Genomic DNA, 18,102 nt, shown 5'->3' on the forward strand with positions numbered 1-18,102 from the left:
AATGAGTTTTCTTAATCCTACATATCTATGGTCTTTGTTGGGGATTCTTATCCCTATAGCAATTCATTTGTGGAACAGAAAAAAGGTCTTGACCATTAAGGTGGGAAGTATTAAAATGCTAACTGCATCAGAGCCTAAACGTACAAGCAGTATCCGCCCAAATGAGTGGTGGTTACTTGTGCTGAGAATATTGATGATTACCCTGTTCGGTTTCATCCTTGCAGGGCCTATTATCAATAAAACAAAACAAAAAGAAAACCTTGTTTATGTTGTAGACCCTGAATTGCTCCATTTAAAAAGTATGGAGCAGCTAATTGATAGTCTCCCTTCTCAGGCCCTCCGTATCATGGTAAGCGGTTTTCCATTAGCGGAAGACTATGATGTTGAAACTAACAAGTTTGATGTGCCAAATTACTGGCAAATGGCCCAAGAGATGCAACATCTGGAAACTGATAGTATTATTGTATTTGCAAAAGGCCTAGTTTCTGGAATACATGGAATGAGACCCGCAACCTCTGTAGGTATCAACTGGATTGTATTGGATACTGATGAAAAAACAACTGCTTTATTGGAAGCTATGGTGGATAAAGACAGTATTGAATTGCTTTCTATGGCAAGTGATCGTAAAAGCTTATCATTTACCAAATCTAATATTGCCAAAAATAGTGAGAAAATAAGATTTAATGATACGGAAGATAGTATTCAAATTAATGGCAATCGAATAGGGGTAAAACCCAATCCACCATTAAAGATATTAATTGTGGCTGATGATGGCCTCGTCAATGAATTGAAATATCTAAGGGCTGCCTATCGGGCGGTTGGAAAATTCTTGGATCAACCTATCGAAATGAAAAGGGTTACTAAAATTGACACATTGGATCTGGAAGCCTATGCCACTTTGGTATGGTTAAGTGAAAATAAGTCGAAAAATCACCCCATTACATCATTACTATATCGACCAGATTCTTTGGCAAACGAATTAATTGTTCCCGGTGACACAAGAAACACCTTCTTCTTGACACACCCTCTAAATAGCGAGAACACCATTAAGGAGCATCTCCCTGAAAAACTGTTGGAATTACTTTCCCTTCATGATGGGTTACAAGAAAAAGTTTATTCATATGATCAACGAACTGTAGATGCCCAGGAATTGCAAACCGTAAAATTAAGCCAAAAGGGCAACCGGAAATATGCTGAACATCATGATCTTTCTTTATGGACATGGGTATTGTTAAGTATCCTATTGGTTGTTGAACGAATTTTATCAAAATACAGAGGACAATGATAGATTCGGGAAAACTTTTCTTACTAAACTTTAAAAAACGGTGGCAGTTACTGGAAGTTCTTGCCATTGTGCTGTACGCACTGGGCCCTGCAATTTTAAGCTACATTTTGAAATCGGACTTTGCGCTTGGATTGTTTCTTTTTCTGGCAATTGCTACTGCCATTGCCCTATATAAAAAACCATGGCGCTTGACTTTAGGAAAAGTAAGTAGCCATATAGATCAGAAATATGATGGCGTAGAGTTCAGTACAGGGTTGTTGCTAAAGCCTATGGATGAACTTGCAAATATGGCAATGCTCCAGCGGTATAAAATAGGTGAAGTATTAAAAGAAAATAGGAACACCATCAAACCTGAGGTACCTATAAAAAAGCCGTTGGTTATCTTATTATTATTTGTTTTGCTATCCTTTATATCCTATCAGTTTTCATTCCAGGAATACTTTAAAAAAGCAACGGGTAAAATGGAAAACCAACAAATGGTTAAATTCCAGCCTTTGGATAGTACACTTCGTAAAGATACACCGCCTTCACTAAAGTCCCAAAAACTGACCATTTATCACCCATCCTATACAAAACTAGGTCAAACTGTGACTTCGAATATGAATATTAAGGCCTTGGAAGGTTCAAAACTTGTTTGGGAGGTTCAATTTGATACGGTAATACAAGGGGCTTCTATAGAAATCTTGGAGAACGCCTACCCAATGGACAAGGTAGGTGATGGATATTTAAAACAAATAATCCATACCGATAATGGCTTTTATAATTTTAAATTTAAGGATACCGATGGGGCAATCTATGTGTCTGATTTATATGCAATGGAAGTGTTAAAAGATGAAAGTCCAGTTATAGAAATTCAGGGATTGCAACAGTTTACTTCCTTTGATCTTTCACAACATAAAGTACTTCATTTTGAGGTAGAACTTACAGATGATTTTGGGGTTGAAGATGCTTATGTAATTGCCACGGTAAGCAAGGGCGAAGGAGAATCAGTGAAATTTAGGGAAGAACGCCTGACTTTTGACGATAAATTATCAGCAGGCACAAAAAAACAAGTGCTTTCAAAAAAGATAGATTTGGACCTATTGAACATGGAGCCTGGCGATGAGCTATACTTTTATATGGTCGCAATGGACACTAAAAGACCAAAAGCAAATATATCGAGAAGTGAAACTTTCTTTGCGGTAATAAAAGACACCGTTACAAACCCATTTGCCGTGGAAGGGACGATGGGAGCAGATTTGATGCCCGATTATTTTAGAAGTCAGCGTCAGTTGATCATAGATACAGAAAAGTTGCTTGCGGATCAAAATAAGATTACAAAAGAGAAGTTCAATTTTACCAGTAACGAGCTCGGTTATGATCAAAAAGCCCTGAGAATAAAATATGGAGAATTTATGGGTGATGAGGTTGTTGGCGAGAATCCGGCAACAGAAGAAGCCAAAGGTGATAGGAAAGCGACAAATTCCGATCTCTTAAAAGAGTACACACATGACCATGATGGAGGCAATGAACATAATCTTGTTGATCACGATCACCATGAAGGGGAAGAGGAAAAAGAGGAAAACCCTTTGGAAAGTTATCTTCATAACCATGATGATCCTGAAGAATCCACATTATTTACGGCATCAATAAAAAGTAAGCTTCGTCTGGCCATGGACGAAATGTGGAATGCAGAACTTTATTTGCGATTGTATACCCCTGAAAAATCATTGCCTTATCAATATCGGGCATTGAAGCTAATTCAGGATATCAAGAATAGCGCAAGAATTTATGTTCATCGAATTGGTTTTGACCCTCCACCAATAAAGGAAGACAAACGTTTGTCTGGAACTATTGATGAGGTAATCAATTATAGCAAAATGGAGGATATTGCCCAACCTGAAGAGTTGCCCTTCATAAAAAAAGCGGTAGAGCGCTTGGAAAGGTTAATTATAAGTGGTGCTAAACTAAAAGTTGGCGATAGGGGTTTGTTTGAAAAAGCAGGAAATGAACTCTCCATATTGGCTATTCAAGAACCGGGAAAATATCTTGGGACACTACAACAGTTAAAATGGATTTCAGAGCGCAGTGAAACCTCAAAATTACAGTTAGAAAAATTACAACGAGCATTATTGGCAGTGATCCCTAAGTCGAAACCAGCCCCAAGAAAATCAAACAAATACCCTAGCGAAATAAACGAATTGCTGCTACAAGAACTGGAATTGAATGATGGATCAAATTAATTTTTTAAATCAGGATTATTTTTGGCCGATAGTATTTGGCGGTTTGTTGCTATGGCTGGTATTCGTCTGGAAAGAATGGTCATATCCTTTCAAATCCCGATTTTACATTAATTCTTTGGTTGGGTTACTTGTAGTAGTCGCTCTAATTATGATTGCTTTAAAACCAAGTATTCAAAAAAGTGTTGCATCAAACATAGGAGTAGTACTGACCCCAGGTTCAGATCAAGAGCAATTGGATAGTCTCCAGAGCGTCCATGAGGATTTAAAAATTATACCTTATAAAATAAACCAGCCTATGGGGAAAGCCATAGATTCGGTCGGTTCAGTCTATATATTGGGTGGGGGATTGGCATCTTTTGATTTTTGGCAACTGGAAAAAGTGCCTGCAAAAATTATTAAGGGCTTTAAACCGCGAGGCATCACAAAATTAAAATACGCGATAAATGGAACTGTTGGTGAGGAGGTCGTTGTAAAAGGAAGCTATTCAGAAGGGAAAAAAGGAAATCGGTTGGTACTTTCAAATCCAAGAGGAGTAGGTATGGATTCCATAATATTGAGTGGCCTGGTACAGGAAAATTTTAAACTGACTATGGATCCCATCGTAGTTGGAAAATTCAAGTATACTTTGGTAGAGAAAGATTCACTAGCAACTATAATTTCAAGTGAGCCGTTGCCATTGGATGTAAGAGAGCGGAAGTCATTGAAAATATTGATGATCAATAATTTTCCCACCTTTGAGACCAAATACCTTAAAAACTATTTAGCGGAAAAGGGACATCAAGTTACGATCCGAACCCAATTGACCACAAACAGGTATAAATATGAATATTTTAATACCGAACAACAGCCATTTTATAATTTCACCACAAAACAATTAGAAGGGTACGACTTGCTTTTTATGGATTTTGAATCTTATGTGAATCTATCTAAAACTGATCTTTCAGCCCTTCATCATAATTTGAAAATTAACGGCCTAGGTTTGTTTATTCAACCATCAGCAACATATTTTGCGTTAGCTTCTGGTAGATCTGGATTTTCATTTGCGACAGATAAAACAGTAAAGACGAGTTTACCTTTTTTTCCTAAATTAAGTGTAGACAAATTCTCCTATAACTTTGAAAGCGCGTTTGGGTTAGAAATAATACACGAGTTTGATAACCAGATTTTAACAGCCTACCAAAGAATGGTAAATGGCCGCTTTGGTACCACCGTAGTGCAAAATACCTATCAGTTGCTTCTCAATGGTCATGAAGAGGCTTATGAGCAATTTTGGTCTGATGTGGTTACTGTTTTGGCAAAACGAAATTTTGAGCCAACGGAATGGTCCACTAGTTCGGGATTTGTGTTCATGGATGAACCCTTTGAATTTAATATAAGAACTGCCATAGAAAATCCTGAGGTTTCAAATAAGGAAAAGTTACAAATTCCACTACGGCAAGATGTTGAAATGGTCAATAAGTGGTACGGCACCACTTTTCCGAGTACCCTTGGATGGCAGCAGTTGTCTTTAAAAAACGATTCGCTGTCGACCTATGATTATTTTGTCATGGATACTACGAAATGGAAATCAATAACCGCACGCAAAACTTTGGAGGAGAATCAGCGCCATTTTGATGGAACAATTGAAAGTCGGGCAGGATCAAAGATCTGGGTGCCCATAAATCAATTTTGGTTCTTTTTTATTTTTATAACAGGAATGGGGTACCTGTGGTTAGAATCTAAATGGTCTGCAAAATAGATTACTTTCCGATACAGAAATTGGCAAATATATTCCCCAATAGATCGTCAGAGGTAATTTCACCGGTAATCTCGCCAAAATGATGTAGGGCCTCACGGATATCTATGGCCATAAGATCTCCGGAAATCCCCAGATCCAATCCTTCCTGGACCCGTTCAATATCTTCTAAGGCTTTTAACAGGGAGTTGTAGTGCCTGGTATTGGTAACAATGGTCTCATTGTTTTTTAAGGCTCCTGTATTGACAAAATTTAGAAGCTCGGAAGTCAATTTTTCTATTCCTTCTCCGGTTTTGGCAGATAGAAATAGGGCCGTGGGCAGCTCTGAGGCAATGCTGGATTGCTGTTGTTCTGTAATCTGATCCGCTTTGTTTATAATGAACAATAATGGTTTTTGAGGGTGCTTATTTCGGATTTTTTCAAGCTCGGTTTTAATGAGCGTCAACCTTTTGTCATCACTGATCAGTTGAAGTCCATCTACCAAATAGATGACTACTTGAGCCTGTTCAATCTTTTCAAAGGTCTTTTTGATGCCGATGCTTTCCACCACATCTATGGTTTCCCGTATTCCTGCGGTATCAATAAAGCGGAATCCGATGCCGCCAATGGAAATTTCGTCTTCGATAGTATCCCTGGTGGTTCCCGCAATTTCACTGACAATGGCCCGCTCCTCGTTCAAAAGGGCATTTAGCAAGGTAGACTTCCCCACATTCGGTTCCCCGACAATGGCAACGGGAATTCCATTTTTGATCACGTTCCCCACCGCAAAACTATCAATAAGTCTTTTGAGTACGTTGCGGATACGATCTACCAAGCTTCTGAATTGATCCCTATCTGCAAATTCCACATCTTCTTCCGCAAAATCGAGCTCCAATTCTATCAGAGAGGCAAAGTTAAGGAGTTCATCCCTCAGTCTTTTGATTTCGTTGCTAAAACCACCACGCATTTGTTGCATGGCAATTTGATGGCTGGCCTCATTGTCAGAGGCAATAAGGTCAGCTACTGCTTCAGCCTGACTCAAATCCAATTTCCCATTGAGAAATGCACGGAGCGTAAATTCCCCGGCATTGGCCGTTCTACAGCCTTTTCTAAGAAACAATTGGATGATTTGTTGTTGTATATAGGGAGAGCCATGACAGGAAATTTCAATAACATCTTCTCCCGTATAGGAATTGGGACCTTTAAAGAGGGTCAACAATACTTCATCTATGGTGCGTTCCCCATCCATAATATGACCCAAATGTACCGTATGACTTTTTTGTTTTGCCAATTCCTTGCCCCTTATGGAACGGAACAATGGAGCGGAAATTCTTATAGCATCTTTCCCGGATATCCGGATGACCGCTATGGCTCCCGCACCTGAGGCTGTTGCCAATGCTATTATGTTGTCATTTGGAATCATAAACCCATATTTTACTGCAAAAATACGGAAAATAGGGACTATATAGGGTTTCTTGATGAGATTGTAACTGATTCATCAAACCCAAATAAATTCCATGATATTCAAACGGAAATGGTTAATATTTTGTAACTTAAATATACACTAACTCTAAAAAGTAAAACCCATGAAACCAATTATTTATATGTTATTGATCACTTTAATAGCATTCAGTTCCCATGGCTATGGGCAGGAAACCAAAATGCCCATGGATAGCGTTGCTAAAATGGAACAGCAGGCCAAGGAAATGGAAGCTGTGAGAAAGAAAGTGGAGCAAGCAGAGAAAGAAGCCGCCAAGGCAGAAAAGGAAAGGAAAAAAGCAGAAAAGGAGAAAAAAAAGGCTGAAAAAGAGAAAAAGAAGGCCGAGAAGGAGAAAAAGAAACTTGAAAATTTGCAAAAAAGTATATCCTCTACCGAAAAGTCCATTACAAACGATGAAACCAAGATCGCGAAGCTGGAAGAAAAATTATACAAGGGGGAACGAAAGGGCAACTTGTCTCCGAATGATATAAAGAAGATAAAGGATAAAATTCAAAAGTTGAAGTTGGATATTGATAAGGACAAGGAGAAGCTCCAAAAATTACGGAAGAAACTTTAAGGAGCAAGAGATCGACAACGTTTTGCGGATTCTTTGTAACATTTGATATTAAGATGCGTCATATAAATACATGAATCAAAAAAATCAAATCATGCAAGCAGAAAACAAACAACTTTTGGTAATAACCCATTTGAGCCAACTATTGGATTTGGTCACCGGCTTTGGGGGCTTTATAGTTCCTTTAATTTTATGGCTAACCCAAAAGGATAAAATTATGGATATGGATGAGCATGGAAAGGCGATTATTAATTTTCAAATAAGTCTATTTATCTACGTTCTCATCAGTATTCCTCTCATATTGTTATTTGGGCTTGGTCTTTTGGGCTTTATTGTGGTCGGGATTATTGGATTTGTTTTTCCAATTGTCAATGCGGTCAGGGCCAACAATGGAGAGGCCCCTTCCTATCCTTTAAGCTTTAAATTTGTCTAGGACCATATTAGAATAAAAAAGCCGCATTGAAAAATGCGGCTTTTTAAATTATATAACTTCAGGATCTAACTGTTCAACATAACAGGCATCACCAACATGGTAACATGTTCTCCTTCATCCAGACCATCCACAGGGGTCAAAATTCCCGCTCTGTTTGGTAGGCTCATTTCGAGGGAAACATCATCAGATGTCAAATTATTGAGCATTTCTACCAAGAAACGTGAGTTGAATCCAATCTGCATATCGTCCCCTGCATAAGAACAGGTCAAGCGTTCTTCCGCCTTATTGCTATAATCTATATCCTCTGCAGATATATTTAATTCCGCTCCAGCGATCTTCAAACGTATCTGATGAGTAGTTTTATTGGAGAAAATGGAAACCCTTCTTACAGAGCTCAAAAATTGATTTCTGGAGATGCTCAGTTTGTTTGGGTTTTCCTTTGGGATCACTGCATCATAATTAGGATACTTCCCGTCAATTAGCCTACAGATCAGCTCAGTTTGGTCAAAGGAAAATTTGGCATTGCTATCATTGTATTCAATAGTAACATCGGTTTCCGAGCCCGCCAAAATTCCTTTTAAGAGGTTCAAGGGTTTTTTTGGCATAATGAATTCCGCTACTTGGGAAGCGGTAACATCTGCACGCTGATACTTTACCAATTTATGGGCATCCGTAGCAACGAAGGTTAGGTTTTCTGGGGAAAATTGAAAAAATACCCCGCTCATCACGGGTCGTAAATCATCATTTCCTGCAGCAAAAATAGTCTTGTTGATGGCAGTGGCCAAAATATCACCAATAATGGTGGTAGAACTTGGATTGGAAAGTTCTACCGCCTTTGGAAATTCAGCACCATCAGCATAGGCCAATGCATATTTACCGTGATTGGAGCTGATCTCAACGGTGTTGTTGTCCTCAACCACAAAAGTCAATGGCTGTTCTGGAAAGGTTTTTAAGGTTTCCAACAATAGCTTCGCAGGGACCGCTATGGTTCCAACGCTATCAGAGTCCACGCTCAAAACAGAACTCATTGTTGTTTCCAGATCGGAGGCAGAAACAGTAAGTTTATTTTGATCAAGATCGAACAAGAAATTATCCAATATGGGAAGTGTATTGCTGTTATTGATAACCCCTCCCAAAACCTGTAATTGTTTTAGTAAATAAGTACTGGATACTATAAATTTCATTAGTTATATTATTTTAATGTCGAAACTCCATCTTGATTAGATGCCCCCGAAAATATACATTTTTGGGCAAAATACAGCTACCAATCCAGAATTTTGGGTTCAAAAATACTTTAAACAAAGGTATTTTAAATGCGCCTTTAAAGAAAACAAACTTATTAACACTTAAGCGCCGTATTTTTTCTTTCTGTAGGCATTGAAAAGCCATCCAAAAAGTAGTATTAAAGCCACGGGAAGCCCAATGTTTATATACTGCCACTTACTTTTCTGGTCTACAATTTTTTTCTCGTCCAAAAAGGGAATGGCAACCTTTTTGTTTCTAATGTTTATAAGTCCATTGTCATCCAATAGATAATTGATACTGTTCACCAAGAATTCTTTATTTCCAAAGAAGTTATTGGTCCATTTGTCATAGCCCAATTCCAATGGTCTCCCATTTCTAACTTGGTTCTTGATCAAATCCCCATCGGCAATGACCAGCATTTTGTTGGCCTCACCTTTTTCCCTTGTTCCCTTTAGAGGAATAGGCTTTACTCTATTCAAGAAGGCAGAATTAAATTCTCCTTCTATCAAAACAGCCAATGGCTGGTTCCCATTGTTGTAACTTTCCTTGACCGGTGGGGTGTTTATGGTACTTAGGGTTATTTCCCTTGGGGTGCCCTCTACCTTTGATAGGGGGGAACTCCAATATAAAATGGTCTTTTTATAGGAGTTTGGCAATGTATCTATACTGTTGGCGAACTGGAATCTAACCGCCTCCAAATTGTTGTTAATGGGGTGGTTGTCCCTTGAAAAAACCATAGGGTTGTAATACCAGGGCACGGGGTTGTACTCTGAGTCGTTGCCTTCTCCAGTGGCCAATACGATCTGGGTAAAATACAGGTCGTTGACCAACACAGGATTGACACGCACTCCGTATTTGAAGAAAAAATCGTTGAGGTTCAAATCGCGCTGTAGTGCGAAAGCGCTGCCATTTTCATTGAAAAGACTGTCCAACTCCATGGCCACTTCATCAATTAACCATATGGTTTTGCCGCCATTGACGACAAACTGATCCATAACGTATTTTTCAGCATCGGTAAACGCCTGGGTAGGTTTGGCAATAATCGCCAAATCGAACCCCTTTAATTGATCCAGTACCTTTTGTGGGTTTGTGGCAACAGAATCCAGGGTGATGGCCCCAAGGTTATAATAATCACGGATGGTGGTAAGGTAATCCGCAATATAGATATCCTCCAATTCACCGTTGCCTTTGATCACAGCAACCCTTTTCTTATCCTTGAGGTTGATTTTTACAAAGGCATTTGCAAAAGCATACTCCAAATGTTGGACGGAATTGTTGACACGTTCCTCCGTATTGGCGCCTAACTTATTTTTTAAAAGGGGGATTTTAACGGTAGTATTGTTATAGTTCACCAATGCCCATGGGAATACTATTTCCTGTGAAACCTTTCCGTTCTCCTCTATAGTAACATTGGCAGGGGTCAACCCCAATTGCCTCAATTCCGCGATAATATTTTCCGATCCCTCTTCCTCTTCCAGGGGATTGACAAAATTAAATTTTATATTCTTGTTTTCTGCGGCAAACTCTTCCAGAAGTTGTTGGGTCTCCCCTTTGAGTTTTATGAATTCTGGAGGTAGATTACCATCCAACAACACATCTATGATTACGGGTTTCTGAAATTCCTGAACGGAGTTAAGAGCTGGTTGGGACAGGGTATACCTTTTGTCCTCGGTCAAATCAAAACGGGTATAAACGTAATGACCTGCCACATTGACGATTACCAAAACCAAAATTGCCTTGCCTATAGATAAAAGAGACTGCTTCATTATCTATTTCGGTTTTTTAGTTGTACTACGGTTAGATAAAGGAAAAATAGGCATATGCTTAGGAAGTATATAAAATCCCTGGTATCCAAAACACCTTTGGAGATATTCGCAAAATGGGCTTTCATACCTAAATTTTCCAGAAACAGGGCGATCTCACCATTGGGTATTATACCGCCTATGCCCTCAAAACCGTAGAAGAGAAAGAAGCAGAGCACAATTCCCAATATAAAAGCCACAATTTGATTCTCGGTTAGGGTAGAGGTAAAGAGACCCACAGAAATATAGCTGCATATCAAAAATAAAAGTCCAGCATAAGAACCAAAAACAATGCCCATGTCCAAATTTCCAACAGTGGTTCCCAATTGTGAAACGGCATACACATAGAGGAAAGTAGGTATAATCGCAATAGTGGCCAAGGTAAGGGTTCCCAAGAATTTACCTATGACAGTATGTGAAATTGGGATGGGTTTTATAAAAAGCAGTTCCAAAGTGCCCAACTTTATTTCCTCCGAAAAGCTCCTCATGGTTATTGCCGGGACCAAAAAAAGAAAAACCCATGGCGCGAGAAGGAAGAATTTGTCCAAATCGGCAAACCCATATTCAAAAATATTGTACTGGCCTTTAAAGACCCAAAGGAAAAGGCCCGTCAATACCAAAAAAAGTCCAATGACCAGATAGCCAATAGGCGAGGTAAAGAATGCTTGTATTTCCCTTTTGTAAATGGCTAACATGTTGCAATGATCAATTTAAAGTTACTTTTTTGTCAACACTCCACGCTTCGGCCTTCTCGGCGAACAATATTTTGGTTTTGCCCCAAATATTTTTGAACAGGTCGGAATTTCTATAGTTTTCCAAATCTTGCTCGGTTTGCCAAAAGCTGTAGGTAAAAAAAATGTTCGGATTATCCTTGTCCTGTAAAAGTTCTAAAAAGGAACATCCTTCTACTTTTCTTATCACGTGTTTCGATGTTTCAAAAATTTGTTCAAAACTAGCGATATTTTCTTTTTTAAAAGTCAATTTTACGATTCGTACGAACATTTAAAGAAAGTTTATGGTAATGGTATCCCTATAATCTAAGCCAAGCAGGGTAGAGGCTCCTCCAACGGTGTTGAGGTCACTTTTATAAATGGCCAATTCTATATAATCGGAAGAATTGAAAAGTGCCAATAAATCCCCGGGGCCTTTTCTCTGGTTTTTGTCCAGGTCAAAATTAATGATGTCACTAAATTTTTTATGTATTTCCGTCAGTCTTTTGTTCCTGGCTTTCAGCTCAAATTTCCGCCCATTCCTATAGGCTTCAAAAAGGCTTTTCTGAATATTGGAAACGACATTGCCATAATTGTCAATATAAATGACATGACCGGTGATGGTCTTGAAATTATCAGAGACAATAGGTGCAAATTCCTTAAGGTCCCGGAGTTGGTCAAAAGATTTACCAACAACCTCCAGTCTACCGCCTCGGGCAATATGACAGGCCACCTTTACAAAGACATCCATGACCGGAAATGGTGTCTGGCCGGTGTCCGGTAGATTGATTTCCACAATATTGTCGGGTTGCACTTCTGTAAGTATCAGACCGAGCACCCCATTGTTGGCCACAATAAAGTAATGCCCGTCCACAAGCACGGCCAGGTGCTGGTTTTCTGGGGTTTTCTCGGAATCTATACCAACTATATGGATGGTTCCTTTGGGAAAGGTCTTGTAGGAATTTTTAAGAATATAGGCACATTCCTGAATGTTGAACGGACTTATGGCATGTGAAATATCAACTATTCTGGCATCATCCAACTCACTGTATATGGTGCCCTTGATAGCCCCAATAAAATGATCTTTGTATCCAAAATCAGTTGTTAATGTAATGATTGCCATGTAGGACTGTTGATATGTTTTTAGGAATGCAAACTGATTTTTTACTTAAGTTTGTTAAACAAAATTACACAAAAAAATAGCCAACGGAAATTTTCTTTACTGACATGAACTTTTAAATCCATATTCTTTGAACGAACTTATAATTGAACTTACGGAAATTAGTCCAAGAGAATTTTTTGGACAACAAAATGAGAACATTGATTTACTAAAAAAATACTTTCCCAAATTAAAGATTGTAGCTAGGGGCAGCAAAGTAAAGGTATATGGGGACGAGGATCTTTTAGAAGAGTTCGATAGGCGTTTTGAGAAGATGACCGCACATTTTGCGAAGTACAACAAATTGGACGAAAATGTCATTGAGCGGATTCTTGCCAGTAATGGCCAAGAGGACATGGAAACTTCCCAAATCAGTACGGATGTACTTTTACACGGTGTTAGTGGAAGGTTGATCAAGGCCCAGACCTTGAACCAACAAAAATTGGTGGATTCCTCCAAAAAAAATGATATGGTCTTCGCTGTGGGACCGGCCGGAACAGGTAAGACCTACACCGGTGTGGCATTGGCGGTAAAAGCCCTAAAGGAAAAGCAGGTCAAAAGAATCATCTTGACAAGACCGGCAGTAGAAGCTGGTGAAAACCTAGGATTCCTTCCTGGGGATTTAAAAGAAAAGTTGGATCCTTATATGCAACCGCTGTACGATGCGTTAAGAGATATGATTCCTCCCGAAAAACTAGCGCATTTTATAGAAAACGGCACCATACAAATAGCACCTTTGGCCTTTATGAGAGGGAGAACATTGGACAATGCATTCGTAATCTTGGATGAGGCACAAAATACCACCCATGCCCAAATGAAAATGTTCCTGACCAGGATGGGAAAAAATGCCAAGTTCATCATTACAGGAGATCCAGGACAAATAGACTTGCCCAGGAGAATTATCTCTGGTTTAAAAGAAGCCCTTTTGGTGCTGAAGAACATAGAAGGAATTGGAATAATATATCTGGACGATAAAGACGTGATCCGTCACCGTTTGGTTAAAAAAGTAATTGATGCATACAAAGATATAGAGCATCAAAATTAAGCATAGATGAGCAATACCATTACAAGCACAAATTTTGAATTCCCAGGGCAAAAAAGCGTTTACAAAGGGAAAGTTAGGGAAGTATACCATTTGGACCATGATATCTTGGTGATGGTTGCCACAGATCGGCTTTCTGCCTTTGATGTGGTCATGCCCAAAGGTATTCCATATAAAGGGCAAATATTGAACCAGATCGCTACCAAAATGATGGCCGATACGGCAGATATAGTTCCCAACTGGCTAATGGCAACACCAGATCCAAATGTGGCCGTAGGGTATGCCTGTGAGCCGTTCAAGGTAGAAATGGTTATTCGGGGATATATGTCGGGCCACGCCGCCAGAGAATACAAATTGGGAAAGAGGTCCTTATGTGGGGTTTCTATGCCTGAAGGTATGAAGGAAAACGACCAGTTTCCCCAGCCGCTTATTACTCCAGCCACGAAAGCCGAAATGGGAGATCATGATGAGGACATTTCTAGGGAAGATATTTTAAAAAGAGGCATCGTATCGGAGGAGGATTATCTTATTTTGGAAAAGTATACACGTGATCTTTTTCAAAGAGGTACTGAAATTGCCGCACAAAGAGGGTTGATCCTGGTGGATACGAAATATGAATTTGGGAAGACCAAGGACGGCAAAATAGTGTTGATCGACGAAATTCATACTCCAGATTCCTCCCGTTATTTTTACGCGGAAGGATATGCGGAAAGACAAGAAAAAGGAGAGCCGCAAAAACAGCTTTCCAAAGAGTTTGTAAGACAATGGTTGATCAGTGAAGGGTTCCAAGGTCTGAAAGGACAAAAAGTTCCCGTTATGACCGATGAATACATTGACAGTGTATCCGAGCGGTATATTGAACTTTATGAGAATATTACAGGGGAGGCCTTTGTCAAGGCAGATATTTCAGATATTCAGTCCCGTATTGAAAAAAATGTGCTGGAATACCTAAAGGCGTAAGCTTCATGCCATTTTTGATGAAGCTCCAAGATGAATTATTTCTGTCTTGGAGCTTTTTATTTGAACAAGTCCTTTAGAGTGGGTTCTTTTCTGTATTTCATTCTGTTCAAAATCTTTTGAAACGCAATGGCCGTTATATAGGCGTCTCCAACAGCCGTATGTCTGTCCTCTTTTGAAATATTAAATTTATCGGCAAGATCATCCAAGGTATAGTGATCTTTCTTGTCCAAAAGGGGCGTCCACAATAAGGATTTTCGGTAAAGGACGTCAGTATCCAAAGTCTTGTTTTTGAGTTTGGGAAGTCCATGTCTTTCTAGTGCCCTGTTGATCATGGTGATGTCAAATTTGGTGTGATGTGCAATAATTACAGAATTACCCAAGTAGGTCAGTAACTGTTGCAAAGCCTCTAATTCCGAAACGCGATCTATCTTACCCTTTTTAAGTATACAATGTATTTCTGCACTTTCAATGTTATAGTGCTCTTGTTGAACAAAGATTTCCAAACTGTCCTTAATGGTAATGGTGTTGTTTTGAAGGCCAATGGCCCCAATGCACAGGATGCGATCATTGGTATAGTCGAATCCAGTGGTCTCGGTATCCAGGACCACAAAGCGGACCGATTTTAATTCATTGGGGATTTTCTTATCGAATGTCTTTTCGTAAGAGTTCCAAAATTCGGGCAGATCCTTATGGCGCTTTTTGAAAAAGTTTATCATCCTACTATACTGGCTACTTTAAATCGTAAGGCAATGAGATCCTGAAGTTCCGAAATGGTTTTGAAGGTTCTTTTAAGCTTTATTTTTTCCTCTTTGGAAAGTGATTCCAAGGCAATATACCTTCCTGAATCGTTGTGGCGCAAACCTTGTTTGGTCCTGAATTTCAATAAGGCTTTGGAAGCATAGGAACAGGCCAAATACAGTTCTTCGTTATTAGGTTCCAACTGTGCCAACTTTTCAAATCTTTCTGATGTGTTGTTGATTGATTTTACAGAATGCGAAAGTATAAGTACCCTGGCGGCATCTGTCAGTGGCATTAAAGCCCGTCTTTTGATATCGAAGAAATCTTTGTGGGCACCGTCCTGCTCTACCAGGAATTGTCTGAAAAAACCGGTCGGAGATGGATTTTGAAGTGCACCACTGGCCAAATGCACATAAAAGATTGGATAGCTGCTTACGCTTTTAAAAATATGGTCCGAAAGTTCATTGACCATTTGACTGTCCCCGTAGGCCAAGCTATAGTCAAAGAAGATAGAGGACAACAGTACTTCGTCATTGCCAGGATTGGTGATCCAATGTGAGACCGTTTGTTTCCATTCTCCGAGACTTTGGCACCATTTAGGGTTAGAGGCCATCATTTCAGCCGGACAATAATCATATCCTATCACGTTGAGACCTTTGTTGACGGTCGATGCCAAATGTAAGAAATAGGATTTGGTCTCCTCAAGCAGACCTTCTTCCACATCTTCAAAGACCAGGGCATTGTCCTGATCCGTATGCAATAATTGTTCGCTTCTCCCTTGACTGCCCATGGCCAACCAAGCAAACTTCACCGGCGGTTGATCTTTCATCTTGGTCAGGGCAATTTTAACAACTTGTTTAATACAGGCGTCATTTAATTCGGCAATTATTTTTGAGGTCAAGGTCATCGGGATGTTTTGGGAGAGATACCCTTGCAGCAATTGCATAATACTGGCTCTTATGGGTTTGATTTCTTTGAACCTGCTGGTTCTTTTGATTTCTTTGATCAGTACCGCGGGATTATTTCCTAGGGCAACCATTAAATCGTGCTTGGAAAGTATGCCACAGGCCTTGGTATTGGTAGTCCCGTCCTTGGTCAGGCACAGGTAGCTTATATTGCTCTTCATCATGGCCATTTGGGCCTGGGTAATGGTAAGATTTCTGCGATATGTGATAACGGGGGAGGTCATTATCTTGGATGCTGTGGTTGTGATAGGAAATGCACCCGTCACAATTTTGTTCCTCAAATCTTTATCCGTAATGATACCAATGGGCAGTTGGTCCTTGACAACCAACATGGCTCCAATATTTTTTTTGGTCATGGTCTCAGCCACCTTCTTTATTGTAGTCCTCGGGGAACAAGAAACAATTTTTTTTGAATATTTAACGGACTGAAGATCGTGTAGCTTTTGGATGGTAAGGGTATCCTCCAGAAATTCGGTTTCACCATATAGGTTACCTCTGTGGCTAATGGAATATGGATTTCTGGTGTTTGACGCAAAACTTTCGATGAGGAAGTTGCCAACTGCTTTGTTTTCTAGTGCATGGGGTTTGAAGATAGAAATAGGTATGGCATAAAGAATGCTCTCTTCATGGGTTTTGGCCTCCATCTTATAGTTTTCAAGGGCAATCAGAGGCCTTAATCCAAAAATATCACCCTCATCACAAAGATCAACAATATCATTATTGGGGCTTTTACGCAAAGCTACCGCTCCCTTGTGCACCACGTAAAAATGCGGATGGGGTTCCTCATTTTCCATAAAAATAAGGGAATCTTTTTCCTTATAAATTATAGATATGTGCTCCGATAGCGTTTCAATTTCCTTTTGGGGCAACAGACTAAAGGGAGGATAGTTCTTTAAAAAATCGGCTACCCTATGTGATATGGTATTCTTCATGGCACTAAATTCTAGCTAAAGTTACTCCAAAGACAAAGGAATTGACCTAAAAGTAGTCAATAATTGAATCTTGTAGAAAAGTGCTCTTGCGGAAATGTACCTGTTGGATTTACAATTTGATCAACAATGAGGGTAATTTCAATATAATTTCTTAAATGTTTAACAATAAAGTAAAAACTTTAAACAAAAATTAAGAATAAATACCTTGTTCATCGTTTACCTTTACCAAAAACTAAAAACATTAAGACTATGAACCTATTGAAAATTATCAGTGCCTTTGCAATTATCGGAGTAATATCTACTTCTTGTGGGCAAACTAAAAAAGAAGCAGCGGATACTATGGATGAGGCATCTACGGAAGCTATGGAAGTTGTACAGGAAACTGTTGAGACCCCAAACATTGTAGGTGTTGCCGCTGGAAATGACAATTTCACGACCCTAGTGGCCGCAGTTAAGGCCGCAGACTTGGTTGAAACATTGAGTAGTGAAGGACCATTCACTGTTTTCGCACCAACCAATGATGCTTTTGCGAAATTACCGGAAGGTACGGTAGATGGACTACTGAAGCCTGAAAGCAAAGGAACATTGACTGCGGTACTCACCTACCATGTGGTAGCGGGCAAATTTGAAGCTGCAGCTGTGATCGATGCAATCAACAAGAACAATGGAAAATTTACGGTGACTACCGTTCAGGGAGCTACGATAGATTTAAGCCTGAAAGATGGTAAGGTACTATTGACCGATGCAAAAGGAGGAACAGCAACAGTGGTTATGGCAGATGTTGCCGCTTCCAATGGCGTAATCCATGCCATAGATACCGTGGTAATGCCACAATAAAATA

Annotated in this window: 16 protein-coding genes; 8 read left to right on the top strand and 8 right to left on the bottom strand. The window is 39.5% G+C overall.

The annotated features are described in order from the left end of the window. The first annotated feature begins 1 nt into the window (after position 1). From WAA86_RS06430 to WAA86_RS06440, 3 genes are all read left to right on the top strand, one after another. Entirely contained in the window at positions 2–1,285 is a 1,284-nt protein-coding gene (locus WAA86_RS06430) for a BatA domain-containing protein (protein ID WP_337300167.1), read from the top strand. Then, positions 1,282–3,507, top strand: coding sequence for a tryptophan-rich sensory protein (locus tag WAA86_RS06435; protein ID WP_337300168.1), 2,226 nt, complete (start codon positions 1,282–1,284; stop codon positions 3,505–3,507). The genes WAA86_RS06430 and WAA86_RS06435 overlap by 4 nt, the downstream gene beginning before the upstream one ends. Positions 3,508–3,655: 148 nt before the next feature. Continuing rightward, complete coding sequence (locus WAA86_RS06440) at positions 3,656–5,245, top strand: hypothetical protein (RefSeq protein ID WP_337300169.1); 1,590 nt, start codon at positions 3,656–3,658, stop codon at positions 5,243–5,245. Between the two features lies 1 nt (position 5,246). On the opposite strand, the gene mnmE is transcribed toward WAA86_RS06440, so the two are convergent. After that, positions 5,247–6,644 (bottom strand): tRNA uridine-5-carboxymethylaminomethyl(34) synthesis GTPase MnmE, encoded by a 1,398-nt coding sequence (gene mnmE / locus WAA86_RS06445; protein ID WP_337300170.1) that lies wholly within the window; start codon positions 6,642–6,644, stop codon positions 5,247–5,249. 163 nt (positions 6,645–6,807) lie between these two features. Between mnmE and WAA86_RS06450 the strand changes: the two genes are divergently transcribed. Further along, on the top strand, positions 6,808–7,278 hold the full coding sequence (locus WAA86_RS06450; RefSeq protein ID WP_337300171.1) for a hypothetical protein: 471 nt from the start codon (positions 6,808–6,810) through the stop codon (positions 7,276–7,278). 91 nt (positions 7,279–7,369) lie between these two features. Continuing rightward, entirely contained in the window at positions 7,370–7,708 is a 339-nt protein-coding gene (locus WAA86_RS06455) for a DUF4870 domain-containing protein (RefSeq protein ID WP_337300172.1), read from the top strand. A gap of 65 nt (positions 7,709–7,773) precedes the next feature. Here WAA86_RS06455 and dnaN read toward each other — a convergent pair whose 3' ends face one another. The 5 genes from dnaN to WAA86_RS06480 all read right to left on the bottom strand — a co-directional run bounded on the left by dnaN (position 7,774) and on the right by WAA86_RS06480 (position 12,588). Beyond that, positions 7,774–8,892: a DNA polymerase III subunit beta gene (dnaN, locus tag WAA86_RS06460; RefSeq protein WP_337300173.1), complete on the bottom strand. Its 1,119-nt coding sequence runs from the start codon at positions 8,890–8,892 to the stop codon at positions 7,774–7,776. A gap of 162 nt (positions 8,893–9,054) precedes the next feature. Beyond that, positions 9,055–10,719, bottom strand: a complete 1,665-nt coding sequence (gene gldG, locus WAA86_RS06465; RefSeq protein ID WP_337300174.1) for a gliding motility-associated ABC transporter substrate-binding protein GldG — start codon at positions 10,717–10,719, stop codon at positions 9,055–9,057. Next, complete coding sequence (gene gldF, locus WAA86_RS06470) at positions 10,719–11,450, bottom strand: gliding motility-associated ABC transporter permease subunit GldF (RefSeq protein WP_337300175.1); 732 nt, start codon at positions 11,448–11,450, stop codon at positions 10,719–10,721. The genes gldG and gldF overlap by 1 nt, the downstream gene beginning before the upstream one ends. A gap of 10 nt (positions 11,451–11,460) precedes the next feature. After that, positions 11,461–11,757, bottom strand: a complete 297-nt coding sequence (locus WAA86_RS06475; RefSeq protein ID WP_337300176.1) for a putative quinol monooxygenase — start codon at positions 11,755–11,757, stop codon at positions 11,461–11,463. Then, positions 11,758–12,588, bottom strand: coding sequence for an SAM hydrolase/SAM-dependent halogenase family protein (locus WAA86_RS06480; RefSeq protein WP_337300177.1), 831 nt, complete (start codon positions 12,586–12,588; stop codon positions 11,758–11,760). A gap of 127 nt (positions 12,589–12,715) precedes the next feature. On the opposite strand from WAA86_RS06480, the gene WAA86_RS06485 reads away from it, so the two are divergent. Together WAA86_RS06485 and WAA86_RS06490 are read left to right on the top strand one after the other, a co-directional pair. Then, entirely contained in the window at positions 12,716–13,669 is a 954-nt protein-coding gene (locus tag WAA86_RS06485; protein ID WP_337300178.1) for a PhoH family protein, read from the top strand. A 6-nt stretch (positions 13,670–13,675) separates the two neighbouring features. After that, on the top strand, positions 13,676–14,626 hold the full coding sequence (locus tag WAA86_RS06490; RefSeq protein ID WP_337300179.1) for a phosphoribosylaminoimidazolesuccinocarboxamide synthase: 951 nt from the start codon (positions 13,676–13,678) through the stop codon (positions 14,624–14,626). A gap of 56 nt (positions 14,627–14,682) precedes the next feature. Here the strand turns inward: WAA86_RS06490 and WAA86_RS06495 are convergent, their stop codons facing one another. Next, entirely contained in the window at positions 14,683–15,342 is a 660-nt protein-coding gene (locus WAA86_RS06495) for a 3'-5' exonuclease (protein ID WP_337300180.1), read from the bottom strand. Further along, on the bottom strand, positions 15,339–17,261 hold the full coding sequence (locus WAA86_RS06500) for a DUF294 nucleotidyltransferase-like domain-containing protein (protein ID WP_337300181.1): 1,923 nt from the start codon (positions 17,259–17,261) through the stop codon (positions 15,339–15,341). The genes WAA86_RS06495 and WAA86_RS06500 overlap by 4 nt, the downstream gene beginning before the upstream one ends. A 249-nt stretch (positions 17,262–17,510) precedes the next feature. Between WAA86_RS06500 and WAA86_RS06505 the strand changes: the two genes are divergently transcribed. Continuing rightward, positions 17,511–18,098 (top strand): fasciclin domain-containing protein, encoded by a 588-nt coding sequence (locus WAA86_RS06505; protein WP_337300182.1) that lies wholly within the window; start codon positions 17,511–17,513, stop codon positions 18,096–18,098. Positions 18,099–18,102 lie beyond the last annotated feature (4 nt).

Source organism: Sediminicola sp. 1XM1-17 (genome assembly GCF_037203765.1).
Lineage (GTDB): Bacteria > Bacteroidota > Bacteroidia > Flavobacteriales > Flavobacteriaceae > Sediminicola.

Coding starts and splice junctions, on each gene's coding strand:
- WAA86_RS06500 (WP_337300181.1), bottom strand. CDS start 17,261: ATGAAGAATACCATATCACATAGGGTAGCCGATTTTTTAAAGAACTAT.
- WAA86_RS06430 (WP_337300167.1), top strand. CDS start 2: ATGAGTTTTCTTAATCCTACATATCTATGGTCTTTGTTGGGGATTCTT.
- WAA86_RS06505 (WP_337300182.1), top strand. CDS start 17,511: ATGAACCTATTGAAAATTATCAGTGCCTTTGCAATTATCGGAGTAATA.
- WAA86_RS06495 (WP_337300180.1), bottom strand. CDS start 15,342: ATGATAAACTTTTTCAAAAAGCGCCATAAGGATCTGCCCGAATTTTGG.
- WAA86_RS06450 (WP_337300171.1), top strand. CDS start 6,808: ATGAAACCAATTATTTATATGTTATTGATCACTTTAATAGCATTCAGT.
- WAA86_RS06475 (WP_337300176.1), bottom strand. CDS start 11,757: ATGTTCGTACGAATCGTAAAATTGACTTTTAAAAAAGAAAATATCGCT.
- gldF (WP_337300175.1), bottom strand. CDS start 11,450: ATGTTAGCCATTTACAAAAGGGAAATACAAGCATTCTTTACCTCGCCT.
- dnaN (WP_337300173.1), bottom strand. CDS start 8,892: ATGAAATTTATAGTATCCAGTACTTATTTACTAAAACAATTACAGGTT.
- WAA86_RS06490 (WP_337300179.1), top strand. CDS start 13,676: ATGAGCAATACCATTACAAGCACAAATTTTGAATTCCCAGGGCAAAAA.
- WAA86_RS06480 (WP_337300177.1), bottom strand. CDS start 12,588: ATGGCAATCATTACATTAACAACTGATTTTGGATACAAAGATCATTTT.
- gldG (WP_337300174.1), bottom strand. CDS start 10,719: ATGAAGCAGTCTCTTTTATCTATAGGCAAGGCAATTTTGGTTTTGGTA.
- WAA86_RS06455 (WP_337300172.1), top strand. CDS start 7,370: ATGCAAGCAGAAAACAAACAACTTTTGGTAATAACCCATTTGAGCCAA.
- WAA86_RS06440 (WP_337300169.1), top strand. CDS start 3,656: ATGATTGCTTTAAAACCAAGTATTCAAAAAAGTGTTGCATCAAACATA.
- WAA86_RS06435 (WP_337300168.1), top strand. CDS start 1,282: ATGATAGATTCGGGAAAACTTTTCTTACTAAACTTTAAAAAACGGTGG.
- mnmE (WP_337300170.1), bottom strand. CDS start 6,644: ATGATTCCAAATGACAACATAATAGCATTGGCAACAGCCTCAGGTGCG.